At 61.4% G+C, this 21,070-nt stretch carries 20 protein-coding genes and 1 pseudogene; 10 read left to right on the top strand and 11 right to left on the bottom strand.

Annotation, left to right across the window (positions count from 1 at the left end; all coding sequences use genetic code 11):
• Positions 1-27: 27 nt before the first annotated feature.
• The 7 genes from recF to NKJ06_RS22115 form a co-directional block, all read right to left on the bottom strand.
• Positions 28-1,173 carry a DNA replication/repair protein RecF gene (recF, locus tag NKJ06_RS22145; protein ID WP_352629707.1) on the bottom strand — a complete coding sequence of 382 codons (1,146 nt, stop codon included), beginning with the start codon at positions 1,171-1,173 and terminating at the stop codon, positions 28-30.
• Between the two features lie 187 nt (positions 1,174-1,360).
• On the bottom strand, positions 1,361-2,479 hold the full coding sequence (dnaN, locus tag NKJ06_RS22140; protein ID WP_352629705.1) for a DNA polymerase III subunit beta: 1,119 nt from the start codon (positions 2,477-2,479) through the stop codon (positions 1,361-1,363).
• 305 nt (positions 2,480-2,784) lie between these two features.
• Positions 2,785-4,329, bottom strand: coding sequence for a chromosomal replication initiator protein DnaA (dnaA, locus tag NKJ06_RS22135; protein WP_352810596.1), 1,545 nt, complete (start codon positions 4,327-4,329; stop codon positions 2,785-2,787).
• Positions 4,330-5,182: 853 nt separating this feature from the next.
• Positions 5,183-5,449 carry a 30S ribosomal protein S20 gene (rpsT, locus tag NKJ06_RS22130; RefSeq protein WP_013533694.1) on the bottom strand — a complete coding sequence of 89 codons (267 nt, stop codon included), beginning with the start codon at positions 5,447-5,449 and terminating at the stop codon, positions 5,183-5,185.
• A 182-nt stretch (positions 5,450-5,631) separates the two neighbouring features.
• The gene (locus NKJ06_RS22125) at positions 5,632-6,405 is read right to left on the bottom strand and encodes an enoyl-CoA hydratase (RefSeq protein ID WP_352629701.1); all 774 of its coding nucleotides are present in this window, start codon (positions 6,403-6,405) and stop codon (positions 5,632-5,634) included.
• Between the two features lie 31 nt (positions 6,406-6,436).
• Positions 6,437-7,327: a bifunctional DNA-formamidopyrimidine glycosylase/DNA-(apurinic or apyrimidinic site) lyase gene (mutM, locus tag NKJ06_RS22120; protein ID WP_352810595.1), complete on the bottom strand. Its 891-nt coding sequence runs from the start codon at positions 7,325-7,327 to the stop codon at positions 6,437-6,439.
• Complete coding sequence (locus tag NKJ06_RS22115; protein WP_352629697.1) at positions 7,320-8,561, bottom strand: phosphopentomutase; 1,242 nt, start codon at positions 8,559-8,561, stop codon at positions 7,320-7,322. Before NKJ06_RS22115 ends, mutM begins: the two co-directional genes overlap by 8 nt.
• Positions 8,562-8,769: 208 nt before the next feature.
• On the opposite strand from NKJ06_RS22115, the gene NKJ06_RS22110 reads away from it, so the two are divergent.
• Complete coding sequence (locus NKJ06_RS22110; RefSeq protein WP_352629695.1) at positions 8,770-9,690, top strand: phosphate/phosphite/phosphonate ABC transporter substrate-binding protein; 921 nt, start codon at positions 8,770-8,772, stop codon at positions 9,688-9,690.
• A 45-nt stretch (positions 9,691-9,735) separates the two neighbouring features.
• Here NKJ06_RS22110 and NKJ06_RS22105 read toward each other — a convergent pair whose 3' ends face one another.
• The 4 genes and pseudogenes from NKJ06_RS22105 to NKJ06_RS22090 form a co-directional block, all read right to left on the bottom strand.
• Positions 9,736-10,323, bottom strand: a complete 588-nt coding sequence (locus tag NKJ06_RS22105) for a TadE/TadG family type IV pilus assembly protein (RefSeq protein ID WP_502905646.1) — start codon at positions 10,321-10,323, stop codon at positions 9,736-9,738.
• A gap of 45 nt (positions 10,324-10,368) precedes the next feature.
• Complete coding sequence (locus NKJ06_RS22100) at positions 10,369-10,770, bottom strand: pilus assembly protein (protein ID WP_352629967.1); 402 nt, start codon at positions 10,768-10,770, stop codon at positions 10,369-10,371.
• A gap of 30 nt (positions 10,771-10,800) precedes the next feature.
• Positions 10,801-10,950: pseudogene (locus NKJ06_RS22095) on the bottom strand (TadE/TadG family type IV pilus assembly protein); the annotation flags it as partial.
• Positions 10,951-11,088: 138 nt separating this feature from the next.
• Positions 11,089-11,511 (bottom strand): pilus assembly protein N-terminal domain-containing protein, encoded by a 423-nt coding sequence (locus tag NKJ06_RS22090; RefSeq protein ID WP_352629691.1) that lies wholly within the window; start codon positions 11,509-11,511, stop codon positions 11,089-11,091.
• 334 nt (positions 11,512-11,845) lie between these two features.
• Here NKJ06_RS22090 and NKJ06_RS22085 point away from each other — a divergent pair, with 334 nt between their 5' ends.
• The 9 genes from NKJ06_RS22085 to NKJ06_RS22045 all read left to right on the top strand — a co-directional run bounded on the left by NKJ06_RS22085 (position 11,846) and on the right by NKJ06_RS22045 (position 20,949).
• Complete coding sequence (locus tag NKJ06_RS22085) at positions 11,846-12,019, top strand: Flp family type IVb pilin (RefSeq protein ID WP_352629689.1); 174 nt, start codon at positions 11,846-11,848, stop codon at positions 12,017-12,019.
• A 186-nt stretch (positions 12,020-12,205) separates the two neighbouring features.
• Complete coding sequence (locus tag NKJ06_RS22080) at positions 12,206-12,724, top strand: A24 family peptidase (RefSeq protein WP_352629953.1); 519 nt, start codon at positions 12,206-12,208, stop codon at positions 12,722-12,724.
• A 211-nt stretch (positions 12,725-12,935) separates the two neighbouring features.
• Positions 12,936-13,748 carry a Flp pilus assembly protein CpaB gene (cpaB, locus tag NKJ06_RS22075; RefSeq protein ID WP_352629687.1) on the top strand — a complete coding sequence of 271 codons (813 nt, stop codon included), beginning with the start codon at positions 12,936-12,938 and terminating at the stop codon, positions 13,746-13,748.
• Positions 13,745-15,265 carry a type II and III secretion system protein family protein gene (locus NKJ06_RS22070; protein WP_352629685.1) on the top strand — a complete coding sequence of 507 codons (1,521 nt, stop codon included), beginning with the start codon at positions 13,745-13,747 and terminating at the stop codon, positions 15,263-15,265. Before cpaB ends, NKJ06_RS22070 begins: the two co-directional genes overlap by 4 nt.
• Positions 15,266-15,279: 14 nt before the next feature.
• Positions 15,280-16,017: a CpaD family pilus assembly protein gene (locus NKJ06_RS22065; protein WP_352629683.1), complete on the top strand. Its 738-nt coding sequence runs from the start codon at positions 15,280-15,282 to the stop codon at positions 16,015-16,017.
• A gap of 38 nt (positions 16,018-16,055) precedes the next feature.
• Positions 16,056-17,345 (top strand): CpaE/TadZ family protein, encoded by a 1,290-nt coding sequence (locus NKJ06_RS22060; protein ID WP_352629681.1) that lies wholly within the window; start codon positions 16,056-16,058, stop codon positions 17,343-17,345.
• 29 nt (positions 17,346-17,374) lie between these two features.
• Positions 17,375-18,877 (top strand): TadA family conjugal transfer-associated ATPase, encoded by a 1,503-nt coding sequence (locus NKJ06_RS22055; RefSeq protein WP_352629680.1) that lies wholly within the window; start codon positions 17,375-17,377, stop codon positions 18,875-18,877.
• A gap of 29 nt (positions 18,878-18,906) precedes the next feature.
• Complete coding sequence (locus NKJ06_RS22050) at positions 18,907-19,920, top strand: type II secretion system F family protein (protein WP_352629677.1); 1,014 nt, start codon at positions 18,907-18,909, stop codon at positions 19,918-19,920.
• A 9-nt stretch (positions 19,921-19,929) separates the two neighbouring features.
• Positions 19,930-20,949 carry a type II secretion system F family protein gene (locus tag NKJ06_RS22045; RefSeq protein WP_352629675.1) on the top strand — a complete coding sequence of 340 codons (1,020 nt, stop codon included), beginning with the start codon at positions 19,930-19,932 and terminating at the stop codon, positions 20,947-20,949.
• Positions 20,950-21,070 lie beyond the last annotated feature (121 nt).

Genomic DNA, 21,070 nt, shown 5'->3' with positions numbered 1-21,070 from the left:
GGATCATATAGTGCCGGAAAAACCTTGTCAGGGGCCTTCGGTTGGCCCAACCGTACCGTGGTCGACGGTCAGGAATTGCGCACGCCCCGTGAGACTGGAAAACAGCGCCGCGTCGGTTCCTGTCATGAACACCTGGCAGTTCAATTCTTCCAGGATCGAAAACAGCGCCGCGCGGCGCCCGCCATCGAGATGCGCGGCGATCTCGTCGAGCAGCAGGATCGGCGTCATGCCCGACATTTCGCCGGTCAGCCGGGCATGCGACAGCACGATGCCGACCAGCAGCGCCTTCTGTTCGCCTGTCGAACAGAGTTCGGCCGGCATCGCCTTGGGACGGTGCCGAACCACCAGGTCCGAACGATGTGGTCCTTCGAGCGTGCGCCCGGCGGCACGGTCGCGGTCGCGGCCGTCGGCAAGCGTCCGGCGGAAGCGCTCCTCGACATCGACTGCCGGCGCGGCGGCAATTTCGGCTTCCAGGTCGCCCGAAAGGCCGATATCGGCCTGCGGGAACGGCCCCGTATCGGGCAGCCTGTCGATCATGGCGGCAAGCAGACGCACCATCTCGGCCCGCGCCGCGGCGATCGCCACACCGGTTTCGGCCATCTGCGTCTCGATCGCGTCGAACCAGCGGTCGTCCCGGGATCCTTCGGTAAGCAATCGATTACGACCGCGCATCGCCTTCTCGTAGTCGATCGCACGCTGCCCGTGTCCTGGGTCGATCGCCAGCACCAGCCGGTCGAGAAAGCGCCGGCGATCCGCGGCCGGTCCGGTGAACAACGCATCCATCGCCGGCGTCAGCCACACCACGCGCAGCCATTCCAGCATGTCCTCGGCCGAACGCGCCGGAGCTCCGTTGATGCGCACTCGCCTGCCGCCTTCGCCGGGGTTGTCGCCGCCGGAAATGCCTGTTCCAATCTCGACCTGGCCATCAGGCCCGTCGAGCCGGGCATGCAGGGCAAAGCCGCCGTCGCCACCCTCGCGCGCGACATCAGCGTAAGGGGCGCGGCGCAAGCCACGGCCCGGTGTCAAAAAGGAGATCGCTTCGAGGAGATTGGTCTTGCCGGCACCGTTGTCGCCGGAAAAAACCACAGCACCCGGCGCCAGATCGATCGTCAGCGCCGCGTAGTTGCGAAAATTAGTAAGCGTAAGCTTACTTATGTGGGTCTGTGCCGGCAACCGCTATCCGCCTGTCGAGCGATTCCTCGTTTCAAGGAAACGCCAAGCCGCTCTATCTCTTTGTTTTGACGCAATTCCGGACGGAAAACCGTTTCACACTTTTCCTGGAATTGCTCTGGAAGTAGCCGTAACCATCGTTCTCAGGGCCGGTCCCGGCCGCAGAGCCGGATCGATGACTCGACCCCGGCTACACCCGCATCGGCATCAGCACATAGAGTGCGGTTTCGTCGGCCATATCGTGGATCAGCGTCGGCGAACCGGCATCGGCCAGCATGAACTTGGCCTCCGTGCCGGTCAGTTGCGCGGCAACGTCTAGCAGATACTTGGCGTTGAAGCCGATTTCGATCGGATCGGACGAATAGTCGGCGGCCAGTTCCTCGGTGGCGCTGCCCGAATCCGGATTGTTGACCGCAAGCGTCACCTGGCCCTCGCTGATCGAAAGCTTCACCGCGCGGCCGCGCTCGGAGGAGATGGTCGAGACGCGATCGACAGCGGCAGCAAAACTCTGGCGGTCGATGATCAGCTTCTTGTCGTTGCCGGTCGGAATGACCCGCTGATAGTCGGGGAAGGTGCCGTCGATCAGCTTCGAGGTCAAAATCACGCTGCCGATGGTGAAGCGGATCTTGGTGTCCGACAGTTCGGTGGTGACCGCGACATCCGGATCGTCGACCAGCTTCTGCAGCTCGCTCACCGTTTTGCGTGGAATGATGATGCCCGGCATACCCTCGGAACCCGCCGGTGCGTCGATCTCGGCGCGCGCCAGGCGGTGGCCGTCGGTCGCCACCGAGCGCAGCTTCAGCTTGCCGCCGACCTCATGCGTGTGCAGGTAGATGCCGTTCAGATAATAGCGTGTCTCTTCGGTGGAGATGGCGAACTGGGTCTTCTCGATCAGGCCTTTCAAGGCAACCGAGTCGAGACGAAAGATATGCGAGAACGATCCGGCCGAAAGCTCGGGGAAGTCGGATTGTGGCAGGCATTGGAGGCGGAAGCTTGAGCGGCCTGACGTCACCGTCATGGCGTTGCCGTCCTCGTCCGTCTTCAGCATCACCTCGGCGCCATCGGCGAGCTTGCGCACGATGTCGTAGAGCAGATGTGCCGGAACCGTCGTCGCCCCGCCGCGCTCCACCTTGGCGGGCGTCGCTTCCGTCACCTCGAGGTCGAGATCGGTCGCCTTCATTTCAAGGCTGGCGCCCTCGGCGCTGAGCAGCACGTTGGACAGGATCGGTATGGTGTTGCGCCGCTCGACCACACGGTGGACGTGGTTGAGCGACTTCAGAAGATTTGACCGTTCCAGGATAACACGCATGACGAAACAGGCTCGCTTGAATGAATGACGGGTCACCAATGAGCGGCGTCCCGTGAAAGGTCTGAACAGGCTCAGAATCTAAGTAAACTGACAGGAAAAAACCGGCGAACGCAAGCCCGCGCCACCGGTTAGGGTCGGCTGCGCGGGCTTTCTGGGGATAAAGGGCACGTAGCCCGCGAGCCGGTGTTGTAAAACCGAAATTCGGGTCGCTTCCAGGTGGCGCCGCGAGCCCATTCCGGGCACCGGCCCGCCCTGGCAAGCCATTGAATTCCGGTGTTGTTCCGGTTCGGGCTCGCCCGAACCGGTCAGGCCTGGTCGTTGATCAACCGCCTCAAGAGCTCGAGTTCCTGCGCCAGGGTGTTGTCGTTGCCGGAAAGGTCCTCGATCTTGCGCACGGCGTGCAGCACCGTGGTGTGATCGCGGCCGCCGAAACGCCGTCCGATTTCGGGCAACGAGCGCGGCGTCATCACCTTCGACAGGTACATGGCCACCTGCCGCGGCTTGACGATGGTGCGCGTGCGCCGGTTGGACAGCAATTCGGTCTTCGACACATTGTAGTGGCGCGCGACGATGCGCTGGATGTCCTCGATACGGACCCGCTTCGGTTCGCCGGTGCGATAGATGTGGCCGAGTATCTCGTCGATCCGATCGATGGTGATCTGCGGCTCGAAGGATTGACGGAACAGCAGCTGGTTGAATGCGCCTTCCAGTTCGCGTCCGCTGCCGGTCACGGTGCGGGCAACGTGATTGAGGATCTCTTCCGAAATGTTCAGCGACGCATCATCGACCCTGGCGGTGGTAAGGCGCAATTTGAGCATGCCAAGGCGCATGGCGAAATCGGGCGCCGACATTTCAAGCGCGACACCGCCATTGAGGCGCGAACGGACCCGCGGTTCGAGCGACTCCAGTTCCGACGGCGGCCGGTCGGCGGCAACGACGACCTGCTTGGCGCTGTCGAGCAACATGTTGATCAGGTGGCAGAATTCATGCTGGATCGACTTGCCCTGCAGGAACTGCATGTCGTCGATGATGAGCAGGTCGATGTCGCGCAGCTGTTCCTTGAGCGTCAGCGCGTTGTTGTCACGGATCGCGGTGGCAAAACGCCACATGAAATACTCGGCCGTGAGATAGACGACGCGCGACTTGGGATTCTGCTTGAGCGATTCCGCGGCGATGGCCTGCAGCAAATGTGTCTTGCCGAGCCCGACGGTCGCGTGAAGGAAAAGTGGGTTGAAGCGCACCGCGCTCGACTGCGATTCCGCCACTGCCTTGGCGGCGGCGAAGGCCACCCGGTTCGACGGTCCCTCGATGAAGGAGCCGAATGTATAGCGAGGATCTAGCGGTGACCCCAGCACATTGTGCCGGAATTCGCTCTCGACCGGTGTGCCCGGACGCGGAACCGGTGCACGCTCTGTCCGGCCGGGGCTGACCGTGCCGGCGGCAAGCGCCGTCAGCGTCTGCCGCGTCATCTTGCGTGCCGGCACCGCCTCCGGCTCGGCCTGGCTGCGTCCCTGACGGGTCGCCGTGCGCACGACGATGTCGATCTTGAGGAGATCGGGATCCTCCTGCTTCCACAGCTCGGAGATGAGGTCGAGATAGTGGCCGTTGATCCATGAGCGCAGGAAGGCGGTGGGCACCGAGATGCGGACAATGCCCTTGGAAGCTTCCGCGACCTTCATGCGGCCGAACCAGCTCGAATAGACTTCGGCTCCCAGGCGCGCCTTCAACTGGGTCTTGACCCGGTCGAATTTTTGTTCCGCGTCGCTGGACACCGCCATGCCGTTTGCTCCGATCAAAGTTCCAGGAAATGGGAGGTCGCTCGCAAGCTCCCTTTCGATGCCGCTCTGCATGATCTTTTCCTTGTCCTTCCGTACCTGTTTTCCACCGGGGATGCGCCTCCTGCATCCGGTTCCGGCGACTGCGTCTTTGCTACGATGTCCGCTGCGGCCGCCGGCAGATGAACGTCGCCCATTATCCGGGGGAACCGGTGCCGGCTCATGGAAGCCAGTCCGCGTTGGGTATGTCAGGGCAATACAAAGCCGTCCGGCGAAAAGAGCGCCGGCGCGCTGTCTACCTGCCATGTCTAGTTACGCCAGTCCCCTACCGTATCGAAAAAGACAAACCAAACCCGTCCGCGGACTTGATCCGCGTTGCAAATCCCGCCAATTTAAGCTGGCCGATTCAGGCTGGGTTAAGGGCCAGAGGCCCGTCCCTTTCGATAGATCGACATTACCGAAATCGCTGTGGATAGGGCAAGACCACGTCTAACGGATTTTTAAGGAATCTGGTCAGTGGAGGCGGGTTCGAATGGCGTGCCGCAACGGCACATTTTAACAAAGCCATTGTGATTCAAACCCTTTTCCGGCGAATATGAAAAACCCGGCGCGGCGCGAAATATTCTGAAATATTTTACTTGACAGCCACTTGTCCCCCATCGCCCCGGCTCTATGTGGACAAGCTGTGGATCACCGCCTGTAAGCATCTGAAAAATATAGACTATTTCTGATAGCCAAGAATCTTCAGGTCAGTCCTTTTCAAGCATGCCGACCAACAGCAGGCATGCATATGCCGGCAAAGTATTCCTAATGGTGAAATCCGCATAAGACGCCGTTTCCGGACATTCTTTTTAAGTGCTTGCCGGCAAACGAAAAAACCCGGCACAAACGGCCGGGTTCGAAAGAACGACAGTCTAGGGACGTAATGTCAGGCCGACAGAACCTTGACCCGCTGAGCCAGTCGCGACACCTTGCGGGACGCCGTGTTCTTGTGGATCACGCCCTTGGTTGCGGCGCGCATCAATTCCGGCTCCGCGATCTTGAAGGCAGCCTGCGCGGCGGCCTTGTCACCGGAGGCAAGTGCCTCTTCGACCTGGCGGATATAGGTGCGGACGCGGGAGCGGCGGTTCTTGTTGATCGCTGCGCGGCGTACGATCTTGCGCGTTGCCTTTTTGGCCGAGGATGTATTGGCCATGATGCCTCTCTTCTGATCTGGTGGGCGCATGCGGGATGCCGCAGGGCGCAAAAAACATACGGGCAGCCACGGGGCCACCTCGGTTGGTGCGGCTTATAGTTCAGCTTTTCCGGCGCGTCAACGCTGCCTGGCCTTCTTTTTGGCGGCCAACGGCCTTCTTCTTCGTAGCCGAAGGATTGGCGTCAGCGGTTGGTGAAATTCGGCTTCCGCTTCTCGGCGAACGCCGCCATGCCTTCCTTCTGATCGTCCAGTGCAAACAGCGAGTGAAACAGGCGGCGCTCGAATCGCAATCCCTCGGCAAGCGTCGTTTCAAAGGCGCGGTTGACAGCCTCCTTTGCCATCATCACCGATGGCAGCGAGAAACTGGCGATCTTGGCTGCCGCCTTCAGCGCCTCCTCGACAAGGTCGCCGGCAGGCACGACCCGCGACACCAGACCCGAACGCTCGGCTTCCGCGGCATCCATCATCCGCCCGGTCAGGCACATGTCCATCGCCTTCGCCTTGCCGACGAAGCGGGTCAGCCGTTGCGACCCGCCCATGCCTGGAATGACGCCGAGCGTGATCTCGGGCTGGCCGAACTTTGCCGTATCGGCGGCGATGATAAAATCGCACATCATCGCCAGTTCGCAGCCGCCGCCGAGCGCATAGCCTGCTACCGCGGCGATAACAGGCTTTCGCGCCCGGGTAAGCTCCTCCCAACCGACAAAGAAGTCTTGGGCGTAGGCGTCCGCATAGGAGATCGACTGCATCTCCTTGATGTCGGCGCCGGCGGCGAAAGCTTTTTCCGAACCGGTGATGACCATGGCGCCGATACCGGCATCGGCGCTGAAACCGTTCACGGCAGCGACCACTTCGGTCAGGACCTGCGAGTTCAGCGCGTTGAGCGCCTGCGGCCTGTTCAGCCTGATCAGCCCGACCTTGCCATGCGTCTCGGTGATGATCGTTTCATAGGTCATGGCTGCTTCTCCTCGCTCGCGCTCGTCTAACTCACCGCTGACATGTCCGGCAATAGAAGGTCGATCGGCCGCTCTGCACGATCCGTTCGATGTGGCCACCGCAGCTGGGCTTCGAGCAGGCCTCTCCTTCACGGTCGTAGACGGCGAAGGAGTGCTGGAAATAGCCCAGTGACCCGTCGGTCTGCATATAGTCCCGCAATGAGGACCCGCCAGCCGCGATCGCATCTGATATCACCGAGCGAATGGCTTCGGCGAGGTGTTCGCTTTGGGCCTTGGCTTTCTTTCCGGGCTTGGCGATCGTGCCCGCCTCGCGCAGCGGCGACAGGCTGGCGCGCCACAGCGCCTCCGACACATAGATGTTGCCGAGCCCGGCGATCAGCCTCTGGTCGAGAAGCGCTGCCTTCAGCGGTGATCGCCGCCCTTTCATCAACGAGGCAAGCAGCATGCCGTCCAACGTGTTGCCCGTTGGTTCGACGCCGAGCCCGGCCAGCATTGGATGAACGTCCGGCGGCCCTTCCGCAAACAACATGAAGCCGAAGCGGCGCGGATCATTGAAGATCACGCGGGATCGGGCGCCTGCCGGAGATACGACATGGAAGACGACGTGGTCGTGATTGGAGTTCTTCGAGCGGTCGTGCTGGAAGATACCGCGCATGCCGCTGCCGTCCGCCGTCTCGATGCGGAATGAGCCCGACATGCCGAGATGGCAGATCAGCACGGGACCGCCTTCCAGATCCATCGTCAGATATTTGGCCCGGCGGCCGAGTGCCGTGATCGTCTTGCCGGTCAGCCGCTGCGAGAATTTCTCGGGAAATGGAAAGCGCAAATCCGGTCGGCGCGCCTCGACACGGGCGATGGTGGCGCCTTCCAGAACCGGCTGCAGTCCGCGCCGGACGGTTTCGACCTCCGGCAATTCAGGCATGACCGCCAATCGCCGCATAAAAAGAAGTGCCGTAACGGCCGTGCGCCAGCCCAAGATGCTCGGCCACGGTTTCACCGATGTCGGCGAATGTCGTTCTCAACCCGATGTCGCCGCCCTTGAAACCCGGTCCGGTGCCGATCACCGGAATGCGCTCGCGCGTATGATCGGTCCCTTGCCAGGTCGGATCGTTGCCGTGATCGGCCGTCAGGATGAGAAGATCGCCCTGCCGCAGCCTTGCAAATGCCTCAGGCAGTCGCCGGTCGAAGGCTTCGAGCGCGGCAGCATAACCTGCAACGTCGCGGCGATGACCGAATTCGGTGTCGAAGTCGACGAAATTGGCGAAGACGAGATCGCCGCCGCCGGCATCGTCCATCGCGCCCAGCGCCTCGTCGAACATCGCCATGTTGCCCGCCCCTTTGCGCACTTCCGAGATTCCACGGTGGGCGAAGATGTCGCCGATCTTGCCGACAGCGATGACACGGCTGCCACGCGCCGTCAGCCTATCGAGCAGGGTCGGCTCCGGCGGTGGCACGGCGTAGTCATGACGGTTGTAGGTTCGCTCGAAAGTGGCGGTGGTTTCGCCGACGAACGGCCGCGCGATCACCCGTCCGATCCTCAGCGGATCAACCAGCCTGCGCACCACCTTGCAGAATTCATAGAGCCGCTCGAGGCCGAAATGGACTTCATGCGCGGCTATCTGCAGGACCGAGTCGACGGACGTGTAGCAGATCGGCTTGCCGGTGCGGATGTGCTCCTCGCCGAAGCGCTCGATGATCTCGGTGCCCGGCGCATGACAATTGCCGAGAATGCCCGGCACCTTGCCTTCGCGGATCATCGCCTCGGTCAGTTCAGCCGGAAAGGCGGGAACCGTATCCGGGAAATAGCCCCAGTCCAGGCGCACCGGCAGGCCGGCGATTTCCCAATGGCCCGACGGCGTGTCCTTACCGCTCGAAACCTCCTGCGCCGCGCCGTGGAAGGCAGTGGCAAGCAGATCCGGCCCGCTGCTGGCAAAGCCCAGTCCGGTCGCCGTTTCGGCAGCCTTGCCAAGCCCGAGTGAGGCCATGTGGGGGACAAACAGCGGTCCGCTGCGAAGCCCTTCGCGATCCGCGCGGCCTTCGGCACAGGCTTCTGTGATGTGGGCGAATGTGTTGGCGCCGGCATCGCCGTAGCGGTCTGCGTCGGCCGCGCCGCCGATGCCGAAGGAGTCCAGAACGAAGAGGAAAGCGCGCGCCATCGAGTTGTTGCCAGTTTGAACGACCAGACATAGGGTTCCGCGACTTCATTGGCAATTCGGAAACCAAACGGCAACGGCTAGGCGTGATAGTCCAGTGACGTCGTCTGATGCAGCGGTTTTGGGCAACGACATGCACAAACAAGAAGGCGTGTCGCAACGATGCGACGGACATGGGCATGGGTCTAGAAAAACAGACGGCGGTTTTGTCATGAGCGTTGCGCTGAAGGCGTCTGCTGCCCTCATGCTGGTTCAGGTCGCGTTCTGGTCCAATCCGGCGCATGCCGACTGGCGTGATGATATCGGCACCTTTCGCATCGGCATCGTTGCCGAGCCAGGCGCCGGCAACACCGTTCCGGGGCTGGCTGTGTTGACCGACGCCTACACCAAGGCCTTGGGCATGAAGGTCGAGTTTGTCGTTGCGCGTGACTATGCCGCGTTGATCGAGGCGCAGGCCGATGCCCGCATCGAATACGCGATCTATTCGGCGACCGCCTATGCGACAGCTTCGCAGCGCTGCTTATGTATCGAGCCGCTTGTGGCTCCGGTCGATTCCGACGGCGCGATCGGCATCCGCTCCGTTCTGCTGACGCGGGACGGCAAGCCGCCCGACCTGGCGGCTATGGAGAGCCATCGCATCGCCATGGCGCCTTTGGACAGCGTCGGCGGTTCTCTCTTGCCATTGGCGGCCTTGGCCGAAGAAGGTCGCAAGGTCGCGGAAGACGCACCGTTTCTGGTCCATGCCGACTCGGCCGCGGCAGCCGAAACGATGCTGGTCGATGGCAAGGCCGATGGCCTGTTCGGCTGGGTGACGGCCGTTGCCGACGGCCAGCGGGAAGCATCGGGTACGCAGGCAAGGCTTGAAGCGGCAGGGCTTTCGGCGGCGGCACTTCGGGTCGTATGGTCGTCGGGCCTGCTGAGATATGGCCCCCACGCGGTGCGCAGCGATCTCGACCCGGAAGCCAAGCGCCGGCTCACCGTGTTCCTCACCAACCTCAAGTCGACCACGCCTGATATCTACGACCTCCTGGAATCGGAGCATTCCGGCGGCTTCGCTATCGTCGCGCCGAAGGACTACGAGATGGCGGCTTCTATCGTGCGCTTCGTCTCGGGCAGTGGTTCGCGGCAATAGAACTCCGTCCGCAACGCCCTTCGAACCGCCTGGCGGCGTCTCGGTTCAACAGTTGGTGCAAGGGATCGTCGCGCTTCTGCGCGGACGCAGATAGTAGGTTTCGCTCATCGATAGGTTGTTGAAAGTCGAGCCCAAGCCAAGGCCCAGGACCGTCTTGTAGGTGAGAATGCTGTCGACGCGGATGAGGAAGGTGTCGGCGACCAAGAGTTTTGGTGGAACTGTGGTGGTGGTAGGGCCAGCGCCGTCGCGGCCATCGATCAGCTGGCGCGACCACTTTACCTGCAGCGGCCTCGTTATGTCGGTCGGGACCTGTATTGCCGTGATGGTGATTTTCGGTTTCGAGCGGGTGTAGGGCTGAAGGGTGACGGAACCGATCTCCATGATGGCTTTGAGAGTCGCCTGGTCGGCGGTCGGCTGCTGGGTGACGAGATCAGCCACCATGCTGCCGATACGACTGACCTTCTTGCTGGTCTCTATGGCTTGTGACGCCTCCATTGTCACAAGATACATGATCAGCAGAATAGGCATGATCAAGGCGAATTCGACCGCCGCGATGCCGCGGCGATCGGACCAGAATCGACTTGCTTTCCGCCAAATTCCCGTAGTCCCAAGATGTGCCCCCGCACGCATCATGCCCATTGCCCTTTTTCTTTTACTGCTCGCGCATCCGCCTCGAACTCAGTTGTCGAACGGCTCGTTCTGCCAGGTCACGGACGCGAAATGCAGAGTCTTGTTGCCGCCCATCGACTGGGCCAACAGGTCGGTCATGATGGGCCATTTGTAAAAGACCCGAAGCATGTTCCGCGACTCCGCCGCACCCGCCGTAACGACAAAGTTTTGCTCGGTGGTGCCGTTCGTCAGCTTGACATCGTTGTCCTTGATCTTGAAGCCGGCCAAGGCCGCGTCGGCGAATGTCGCATATTGGCGAAGGTCCACCAGCAGCTGAAGCTTGCAATCCTGGGCGACGATGATCTGCAGTTTGTTGCAGATCGTGGTCTTCAACCCGTCTTCAGTGACGGTGGCTGCCTTTAACTGGCCGGTGCGCAACTGGCGCGCGACATCGTCGGTGATGTTGGCCATCACTTCCTGGGCGGCGAACGAGATGCAGCTTTCCAGAATGGCAAAGACAAGCAATGCGAACGGGACTGAAAGGATCGCGAATTCGATTGCCGTGGCGCCGCGCCGGTCGCGAAGAAAACGGGCGAAAAACCTTGGGCGTCTCGCCTTGTGTTCGCTTGCGGAGCCGAATTCCTTGCTCATGTCTGATCCTGCCGATCTCTATGCGGTCTCGGAAGGAGCATTAGCGCAAACCAATTGAGGTCCGGTTCGAATGACCGTTAAAGTCGGCGCTGGCGTTTTAACCAGCCGATAACCTGAACGGCATTCGGCTACACCATCCTACCGGGCGACGCTCATCTCCGCTTCGGAGGACTTCTCCGCATCGCTCTTGTAGGAGCTTTCGCAATAAGGCGTGCAGGACATCGTCTGTATTTCGGCGCGCCGATAAATACGCACGGACGAGGCGGCCTGCCGCACGACGGTAACCTGCTCGTCGACGATCGGGCTGCCGTCGGTGTCGAGCACGACCAGATTGGTGACGCCGAAGCCTTTGCCGGTCAGCACGATCGTCGAGGCGTCCTGCACGGATGCGTCGGCGATTGCCGGGTTGCCGACCACGATCGTGTCCGCGGGACGCGACAGTTTGACGATCTTAGCCTGGTTCATCGTGACCTCGATGCCGGCGCCGGCCATGGCTGGCGCGACGAAGGTCGTGGCGGCAAGAAGCGCGGCAATCACGATTGACGATCTCGGCTGGGCCATTGAGGCGCTCCACGCAGGCAGACTGATCAACGGAACATGAACGAGATTGGTGAACCAACGGTTAAGCGCGCGATGTTGCCAATGGTCTAATGCTCGACAAGGCCGCCCGCGAGACGCGGTCCAGCCGGCGTCGCAAGCCCACCAAACCCCGATCTGGAAGGTTAGGCGGTACTTTAGCCCGAAGTTAACCACGCAATGTGTTCGAACCGGGAAAGGAATCGGTAAGGCTGTTTATTAAGCCGATCGAAAGAGCTTCTCCCTAGATTGGCAGCATCCGATCAACCATCACAGAAGTTGACGGAAGTGCTGTAACACGTGGAGTAGGAGCTCTCGAATGTCTAATCTCATCGCACGTTTTGTGAAGGACGAATCCGGCGCGACCGCTATCGAATATGGTCTGATCGCCGCTCTCATCGCGCTCGCCATCATCACTGGCGCCGGCACGCTTGGCACTGCGCTCAACGCTAAGTTCACCAACATCGGCGATCGCTTGAACGACGCACCTTGAACGACGCGCAGCTGATCGGCCTTATCGCCGAGCGCTGGATTACGTTTTGGAAAAGGGCCGCCACGTGGCGGCCCTTTTTCCATGCCGCTGCCGACATCAGTCGTCTTTTCGTTCCGGGCCTCATCAATCGTTAATCGAACATGCCTAGATTGAGCCCCGTGAAATCGGACAATAGGCATGGCGCCGATGCTTGAAGCCCTGATCTTCGTCGTTTTTCCGTTCTGCATGCTGTTTGCGGCGATCTCCGACATGCTGTCGATGACGATCGCCAATCGCGTGCCGGTGCTGCTTGTCGTTGTCTTCGCGCTGGTCGCGCCGCTGACGGGTATGGACTGGGCGGCCTATGGCGGACATTTCGCCGCTGGCGCCCTGGTCTTGGCCGTGACGTTCGGGCTGTTTGCAATGGGCGGCATGGGCGGCGGCGACGCCAAGCTTCTGGCTGCCACCGCGATGTGGATGGGTCTCAATGTGAATCTCGTCGAGTATCTTGTCGCCTCGACAATCATCGGTGGCCTGCTGACGCTCGCTATCATCCTCTACCGGAAGTCACTGCTTGCCGCTGTTACTGGCCAGAATCCGTTTCTCCGTCATTTCGCTGACGAGGCAAAAGGTGTTCCCTACGGCGTAGCGCTCGGCCTTGGTGGGTTGCTGACCTATCCGGATTCGCCTTTGATGGTATGGGCGCTCACCAGGCTGTCGGCCTGAGCGCGATTTAATTTCGTTGTCTGTCAGCATTGCCGCAACCGGTTCTCAACAGGCCGGCCCGGCCATTTTGGCCGGCCAGGCCACATTCCGGCTAATTTATGTAAACCTTAAATTAATCACGATCGTAAGTATTACATTAACCTTGTTTTGACGATTGCCGCTGCAAAGTCCGGCTTGGCTACGTGGTTTGCCAGGGCAGGGGTTCGGACAGATGCCAGCATCGCGATTGATAATTCTGAGCGTGGCGGTGGCCGCGGCGGGTGGCGCAGGCTATGTCGCGAAAAACATGGTGGCACCGCCGCCACAGGTCGTCGTCGATTCCGGCCCCCAGGCCCCGGCGGTGGCTCTGCAGGACGTGCTTGTGCTTTCGGGCGACGTTCCGATGGGCAACCCGATCGAAAACAACGTCGCCTGGCAATCCTGGCCCGCCGACGGCGTCAATGCGAATTTCATCACCCGCGCCGCCGAGCCAGAGGCGCTGGACAAGCTGAAAAGTTCCATTGCCCGTGTGGCGATGTATGCCGGAGAGCCTCTGCGGCGTTCCAAGCTGATTGGCGAGGGGCAAAGCTTCATGTCGTCGATCCTGCCTTCCGGCATGCGGGCGGTCGCTACGGCCATCTCGGCCGACACGTCGGCCGGCGGCTTTATTCTTCCGAACGATTTCGTCGATGTCATCATGACTCGCAGGGCCGATGCCAGCGCCGCTGGCGCCGGTTTCAACACTGAGACCATCCTCAAGAACATCCGGGTCCTGGCCATCGACCAGACCATTCAGGAGGACGAGGAAGGCAAGAAAACCAGGGTGGGCCAGACCGCCACGCTGGAACTGACGCCCAAGCAGGCAGAGATCATCACCGTCGCCCAACAAATGGCGGATCGCCTGACCCTGGCACTGCGCGCGGTCGCCGACACGCAGGAAAAGAATCTGGGTGAGGCCGACTATCTCGTTTCCGGCAATGGCCGCAGGGGAACTGTGAGGCTGATCAAGTCGGGCGAAGTTTCCGAAGTAGGGGCAAGGAAATGAGGCTAAGTGGTAAACTGCCGGCAATCGCAGCCGCGGCATTCGGCCTGCTGCTCGTCGGAACGAATGTGCAAGGCAGCGTTGTCGAAGCAAAGAACGCGCAGGTCACGGCATCGACGGCCACCCAGCGCGTCAAGCTGGGTCTCAACAAGTCGGTGGTCATCGACCTGCCGAGCGATGCCTATGACATTCTCGTCGCCAACCCGGCGGTGGCCGATGCGGTGACCCGCACCGCAAGGCGCATCTACCTGTTCGGCAAGGCGGTCGGCGATACGAACATCTTTGTCTTTGGCCCGAATGGCGAGCAGATCGTCAGCCTGGATCTGGCCGTCGAACGCGACGTTGCTGGCCTTGAGGATTATATCAGGCGCTTCCTGCCGACGTCGGCCATCAAGGTCGAACTGCTGAATGACAACGTCGTCCTGACCGGAACGGTCGACACGCCGCTGGACGCAAAACGCGCGGTCGACCTGGCGACGATCTTCGTTTCGGGCGGTGAAGCGACGACGGGCCAATATTCGCAGACCGCGGCCGGCGGTTCGGCCCAGAGCGGTGTCGACATCAATAATCCGGACCAGGAGCGCCGAACCAGCAAGATCGTCAACCTGCTCCAGATCATCGGCGACGATCAGGTCACGCTGAAGGTGACGGTCGCCGAAGTCAGCCGTTCGGTGATGAAGCAGCTCGGCGTCAACATGGTCGGCAGCGGTGGCAGCAACGGCATCAGCTATGGCGCGATCAGCGACAATTTCACCGGTCTCGGCAAGCAACTGTCGAATTCGGGCTTTCAGATCGGCGCGTCGGGGCTGCAGGCTTATGTCAACGCCATGGAGCAGTCCGGGGTCATGAAGACCTTGGCGGAGCCGACCCTGACCGCCGTGTCTGGGGAGAAGGCGACCTTCAAGGTCGGTGGTGAATACAACATGGTGACAAATGTCGACCAGAAGGTATCCACCGACAACCAGACTGGGTTGAAGACCTACACCGTCGAAAAGATCGAGTACGGCATCGGCCTGGAATTCCAGCCGGTAGTGTTGTCTCCCGGCCGCATAAGCCTGAAAGTACGAACCTCGGTTTCCGAGCCAACAACCGAGGGATCCGTATCGTTGTCCGAAGGCGTGACGAGTGCCGGCATGAACGCCCTTTCGCTTCGCAAGCGACTTGCCGACACAACGGTGGAACTGCCATCTGGCGGCTCCATGATGATCGCCGGCCTGGTTCGCGACGATGTCAGGCAAGCCGTCAACGGATTGCCTGGGCTGACAAAGATACCGGTGCTCGGCGCGCTCTTCCGCAGCAGGGACTTCGTGCGCAACGAGACCGAGCTCGTCATCATCATCACGCCCTATCTGGTGAAGCCGGTGGCGCGCAACGACCTTGCCAAGCCGGACGACAATTTCAACGCCGCCAGCGACGGCGCCGCCATGTTCCTCGGCCGCGTCAATCGCGTCTACGGCACTATGCAGACCGACAAGCCTAACGGCCGCTACCACGGCGTCGTCGGCTTCATCTACAAGTAAGCGGGGAAGCGGACATGTCTCAGTCAGCATTGAAGGCAAGCACCATCGCCACTAGGATGCGCCTTGGCAGTTCGCAGGTCTGCCGGCGAGCCGTTCCGGTCGTGGCGGTTGCAGTGGCGGCGCTGCTCGCCGGCTGCGCCCATCGCGACAGCATCACGGTTGGCGCCATCCCGGATGACTATCGCACCAACCATCCAATCGTGATCGCGGAGAAGAATCAGAAGATCGACCTGCCTGTCGGGGCCGGTGACCGCGGCATGACCGGCTCGCAGCGCGATACGCTTCTTGGCTTCCTCGACGGCTATGACAAGAGCGCCGCCCCGACGCTGACGATCCAGGTCCCGAGCGGATCGGCCAATGAGATTGCCGCGACGGCGGCCGGCCGTGATTTCGCCAGGCTCGCAGTCGCCAGCGGCATCAAGCGCAACCGCATCGTCGTGGTCTCCTATCAGGCCGGCTCGAGCGAGACATCCGCCCCGGTTCGCGTCTCCTATATCTCGGTGAGAGCCCAGACCGACAAATGCGGACGCTGGCCCGACGACCTCGTCGATACGTCGGAAAACAAGCACTATGCCGATTTCGGCTGCTCCTATCAGAACAATCTTGCCTCCCAGATGGCCAATCCGGCCGATCTGCTCGGCCCGCGCAAACCCTCCACAATCGATGCTGAAAATCGCGGCGCGGTGATCGATGTCTATCGTGCAAGAGGCATTTCGGACGAGTTCCTCGGCAATTCGGAAGTGACGTACTGAGCCGCCAGTCTCGGATTGAACAGGCCACGGAAAAGAGCATGACGATGAGCAACCTTGCCTACGATGCCCCGGTGGACGGCAGCGATACCTCGCAACAGGATATCGCCGCGATGCAGGCGTTGCGGCCGATCCCGCGCATCTCGATCCAGGCATTTTGCGAGACCGAGGGCGTTGCCAATCCGGTCGAGCGCGCCGGCGAGGATCGCCGCATGACGAAGGCGCATCTCAAGGTCCATATGGGTGGCGTCCCTACCGCCATCGAATTCTACCAATCGGCGCCAACGCCCAACCTGATCCTGCTGGAATCGCGCAGCGAGCCGAAGCAATTGCTGGAGCAACTCGCCCAACTCTCGGAATATTGCGATCCGACTTCCAGGGTGGTGGTGATCGGTCATTACAATGATGTCGGTCTCTACCGCGAACTCATCCGCAACGGCATTTCCGAATATGTGATCGCACCGGTGTCGATGGCCGACATCGTCAGCGTGGTGTCGTCGATTTTCATCGATCCGGAAGCCGAGCCGCTCGGCCGCTCGATCGCTTTTGTCGGCGCCAAGGGTGGTGTCGGCTCCTCGACGATTGCCCACAATGTGGCTTGGGCGATGTCCTCCCTGTTCAAATCCGAAGTGGTCGTCGCCGATCTCGATCTGGCTTTCGGCACAGCCAACATCAATTTCGACCAGGATCCGGCGCAAGGCATCGCCGAGGCGGTGTTTTCACCGGAGCGCATCGATGAAGTCTATCTTGATCGGTTGTTGACCCAATGCGCCGAGCATTTGTCACTGCTGGCAGCGCCTTCGACGCTCGAACGGGTCTATGATTTCGATCCCGAGGCCTTCGCGCAGCTCATCGACACCGCTCAGCGCAGCGTGCCGCTTTTGGTGCTCGATGTTCCCCATGCCTGGACGGGCTGGACCAAAAACACCTTGGTCAAGGCCGACGAAGTCGTCATCACGGCGACGCCGGAGCTGGCCAATCTGCGCAACACCAAGAACCTCGTCGACATGCTCAAACGGCTTCGTCCCAACGACCCGCCGCCGAAGCTGATCATCAACCAGGCCGGCGTCCCGAAGCGCCCGGAGATTTCGCCGTCCGATTTCGCCGAGCCGCTCGGCCTGTCGCCGATGTCGGTCATTGGTTTTGATCCGTTGCTGTTCGGCAATGCCGCCAACAACGGACGCATGCTCGGCGAAATGGATGCCAAGAACCCGGTTGTCGCGATAATCAACGAAATGGCGCATGTGCTGACCGGGCGCAGCGAAATCAAGGTCAAGAAGAAGGCCGGGCTCGGCAACCTGCTCGGCAAGCTCTCGCGCAACAAGAAGTGACGCTTCAGCAGTGGAATCGGTAGTCGATCATGTTTGGTAAAAGAGGCAACGACGACGGCAACCGGTTCACGCCGGAATTTCGCCAGCCGGCACCGGCGCCTGTTGCGCCGCCAGCTGCAAGTTCCGCGGACACGGCGGTTCTGGCTCGGCCCGCGGCTGCGCTAAGCGCACCTGTCGCGCCGCCGGTGCGCCGTGCGGTCGAGGCACCGCCATTGGCGCCTGAACCAAAGCGGGTACAGCGCGAAAAGAGCGAAACGTACTACGACACCAAGAGCCAGGTTTTTTCCGCGCTCATCGACACCATCGATCTGTCGCAGCTTTCCAAGCTTGATCCTGAAAGCGCGCGCGAGGAAATCCGCGACATCGTCAACGACATCATCGCGATCAAGAATTTCGCGATGACGATCGCCGAGCAGGAAGAGCTGCTCGAGGACATCTGCAACGATGTGCTCGGCTATGGGCCGCTCGAGCCGCTGCTCGCACGCGACGACATCGCCGACATCATGGTCAATGGCTCCAGGAACGTCTACATCGAAGTCAACGGCAAGGTCGAACAGACCGGCATCCGCTTCCGTGACAACCAGCAGCTCCTCAACATCTGCCAGCGCATCGTCAGCCAGGTTGGCCGCCGTGTCGACGAATCCAGCCCGATCTGCGACGCGCGCCTTCCCGACGGCTCCCGCGTCAACGTCATCGCGCCGCCGCTCTCCATCGACGGCGCCACGCTCACCATCCGCAAATTCAAGAAGGACAAGCTGACGCTCGATCAGCTGGTCAAGTTCGGCGCCATCTCACCGCAGGGCGCCGAAGTTCTCAAGATCATCAGCCGTGTTCGCTGCAACATCGTCATCTCTGGCGGTACCGGCTCTGGCAAGACGACGCTGCTCAACTGCCTGACCAACTACATCGACCGCGAGGAACGCGTCATCACCTGCGAGGACTCGGCCGAGCTGCAATTGCAGCAGCCGCATGTCGTGCGCCTTGAAACCCGTCCGCCCAATCTGGAGGGCGAGGGTGAGGTGACGATGCGCGACCTGGTCAAGAACTGTCTGCGCATGCGGCCCGAGCGCATCATTGTCGGCGAAGTGCGCGGACCCGAAGTGTTCGATCTTCTGCAGGCGATGAACACCGGCCATGACGGCTCGATGGGAACGATCCACTCGAACAGTCCGCGCGAATGCCTGAACCGTATCGAATCCATGATCGCCATGGGCGGTTATTCGCTGCCGCAGAAGACAGTGCGCGAAATCGTCGTCGGTTCCATCGACGTGATCATCCAGGCGGCGCGTCTGCGCGACGGATCGCGCCGCATCACCCACATCACCGAGGTGATCGGGATGGAGGGCGACGTCATCATCACGCAGGATATCGTCCTCTACAACATCAAGGGCGAGGACGCCAATGGCAGGCTGCTGGGAGAGCACGTATCGACCGGCATCGGTCGGCCGCATTTCTGGGAGCGGGCCCGCTACTATGGCGAGGAGCAGCGCCTCGCCATTGCGCTCGAGGCGATGGAGAAACGCGCTGACTGACGCATCCTGGGGCGTAAGGGTTCGGGCCAATGTTTGGAATTGACGGCACAGTACTGGCGTTTGTCGTGCTCGCCGGCTTCAGCGCCGGCGCCGTCGCCTATGCATTTCTGTTCACCCGGATCAGCAACGAGAAACAGGTCGGCAAGCGGCTCGAAACGATCAGGACCGCCGAGACGGATCGCTCGGTCGTCAAGGCTTCGCGCGACCGCGTGGCGGAAGCCACCAAGCGGCGCAAGTCGGTTCAGGACTCGCTCAACGAACTCGACGCAAAGCAGAGAACGAAGGACAGCGCCGTCAAAAAGCCGCCGCTGAAAGCCCAACTCCGTCAGGCCGGCCTGAAGACCACCATCGAGCGCTTCTATATATATTCCGCCGTATGCGGCCTCGTTTTGACGATGGCCGCCTTTGTGGCCGGAGCACCGATGCTCGCCTTGCCGGGCGTGCTGCTGGCCGGAGCGCTGGGCCTGCCGCGCTGGTTCGTCTCGTTCCGTCGCGCCCGCCGGGTCAAGGCGTTCCTCAACGAATTTCCGAACGCGCTCGACATCATCGTGCGCGCGGTCAAATCCGGCCTGCCGCTGAACGATGCCGTACGCCTGATCGCCAACGAATCGCCCGAGCCAGTGAAGACCGAGTTTCGTCGCATCGTCGATTCGCAGCAGATGGGCCTCTCGATCCCCGATGCGACCTTGCGCATGCCCGAAACCATGCCTTGCACGGAGGCAAGCTTCTTCGGCATCGTCATCCAGATTCAGTCGCAGGCCGGCGGCAATCTCTCCGAGGCGCTGGGCAATCTTTCGCGCGTGCTTCGCGATCGCAAGAAGATGAAAGCCAAGGTCGCGGCGCTGTCGATGGAAGCGAAGGCGTCCGCCGCGATCATCGGTGCGCTGCCCTTCATCGTCGCCTTTCTCGTCTACCTGTCGAGCCCGGCCTATCTCATGCCGCTTTTCACCACCAGCGTCGGAAATCTGATCCTTGGTTGCTCGGCGGTCTGGATGTCGATCGGCATCCTGGTGATGCGCAAGATGATGAACTTCGAAGTCTAGGATGCTGGCATGACCGAGCAAGTCATCAAAACCCTGACGGATCCGAGCTTCCTGATCGCGCTGCTGGTCGCAATAGCGGTGTTTGCGACCGCCGTCACCTTGCTGCCGGCGTTTGGCGGAAACCAGCTCAAGTTACGCATGAAAACCGTCGCGCTGGAACGCGACGAACTGCGTGCCAAACAGCGCGCCCGGCTAGCAGTCGAGGCGGATCGCCGTCGCAAGGGCCTGCGCGAGGAACAGTCGGTTGGTATGCGCAACATTGTCGACCGGCTGGATCTGAGGCGCGCGCTCGCCGATGAGGGCACGTTGCAGAAACTCAAGGTGGCCGGGTTTCGCGGCCAGAATCCGCTGACACGTTTTCTTTTCTTTCGTCTCGTGCTTCCCTTTGTCGGTTTCGCGCTGGCCGCAATCTACATCTTCGTGCTCGGAGGGTTGCCCGACAAGCCATTGGTCATCAGGCTGTTCGTCTGCATCCTCGTTGCATATGGCGGCTTCTACGCACCGGTCATCTATGTCAACAACCGCGCCACCAAGCGCAAGCAGTCGATCCAGATGGCATGGCCGGATGGGCTCGATCTGATGCTGATCTGCGTCGAATCGGGCATGTCGGTGGAAGCAGCACTCCGCAAGGTCGCCGACGAGATCGGCGCGCAATCGGTAGCGCTGGCGGAAGAATTCATCCTCACCAACGCCGAGCTTTCCTATCTGCCGGAGCGCAAGCAGGCCTACGAGAACCTGGCAAGCCGCACCGGCCTGGATTCGGTCAAGTCGGTGTCGCAGGCACTCGTCCAGGCGGAGCGCTACGGCACGCCGGTGGCGCATGCACTGCGCGTGCTTGCCGCCGAAAGCCGCGACATGCGCATGAATGCAGCCGAGAAGAAGGCCGCCGCCTTGCCGCCAAAGCTCACCGTGCCGATGATCCTGTTTTTCCTGCCGGTGCTTTTCGCAATCATTCTGGGCCCCGCCGGCATTCAGGTCAGCCAGCGCGGTATCTTCGGAGACCATCCGGCACCTGCAGCAAGCCAGTAGCGGCGAGGAAAATCCCTGTACGATATGAAGAAGCGGGGCGGGCGGGCGGGGGGGGGGTTGCATGAAGCTGATGTGGGTGTTGGGGCCCACGGGGGGGGGGGGGGTGGGGGGTGGGGGGGCG

Origin of the sequence: Mesorhizobium sp. M0293 (assembly GCF_040321735.1) — a bacterium.
Classification (GTDB): Bacteria; Pseudomonadota; Alphaproteobacteria; order Rhizobiales; family Rhizobiaceae; genus Mesorhizobium.
The sequence above is the reverse complement of the archived record's forward strand: the minus strand, read 5'-3'. Positions and strand labels throughout refer to the sequence as shown.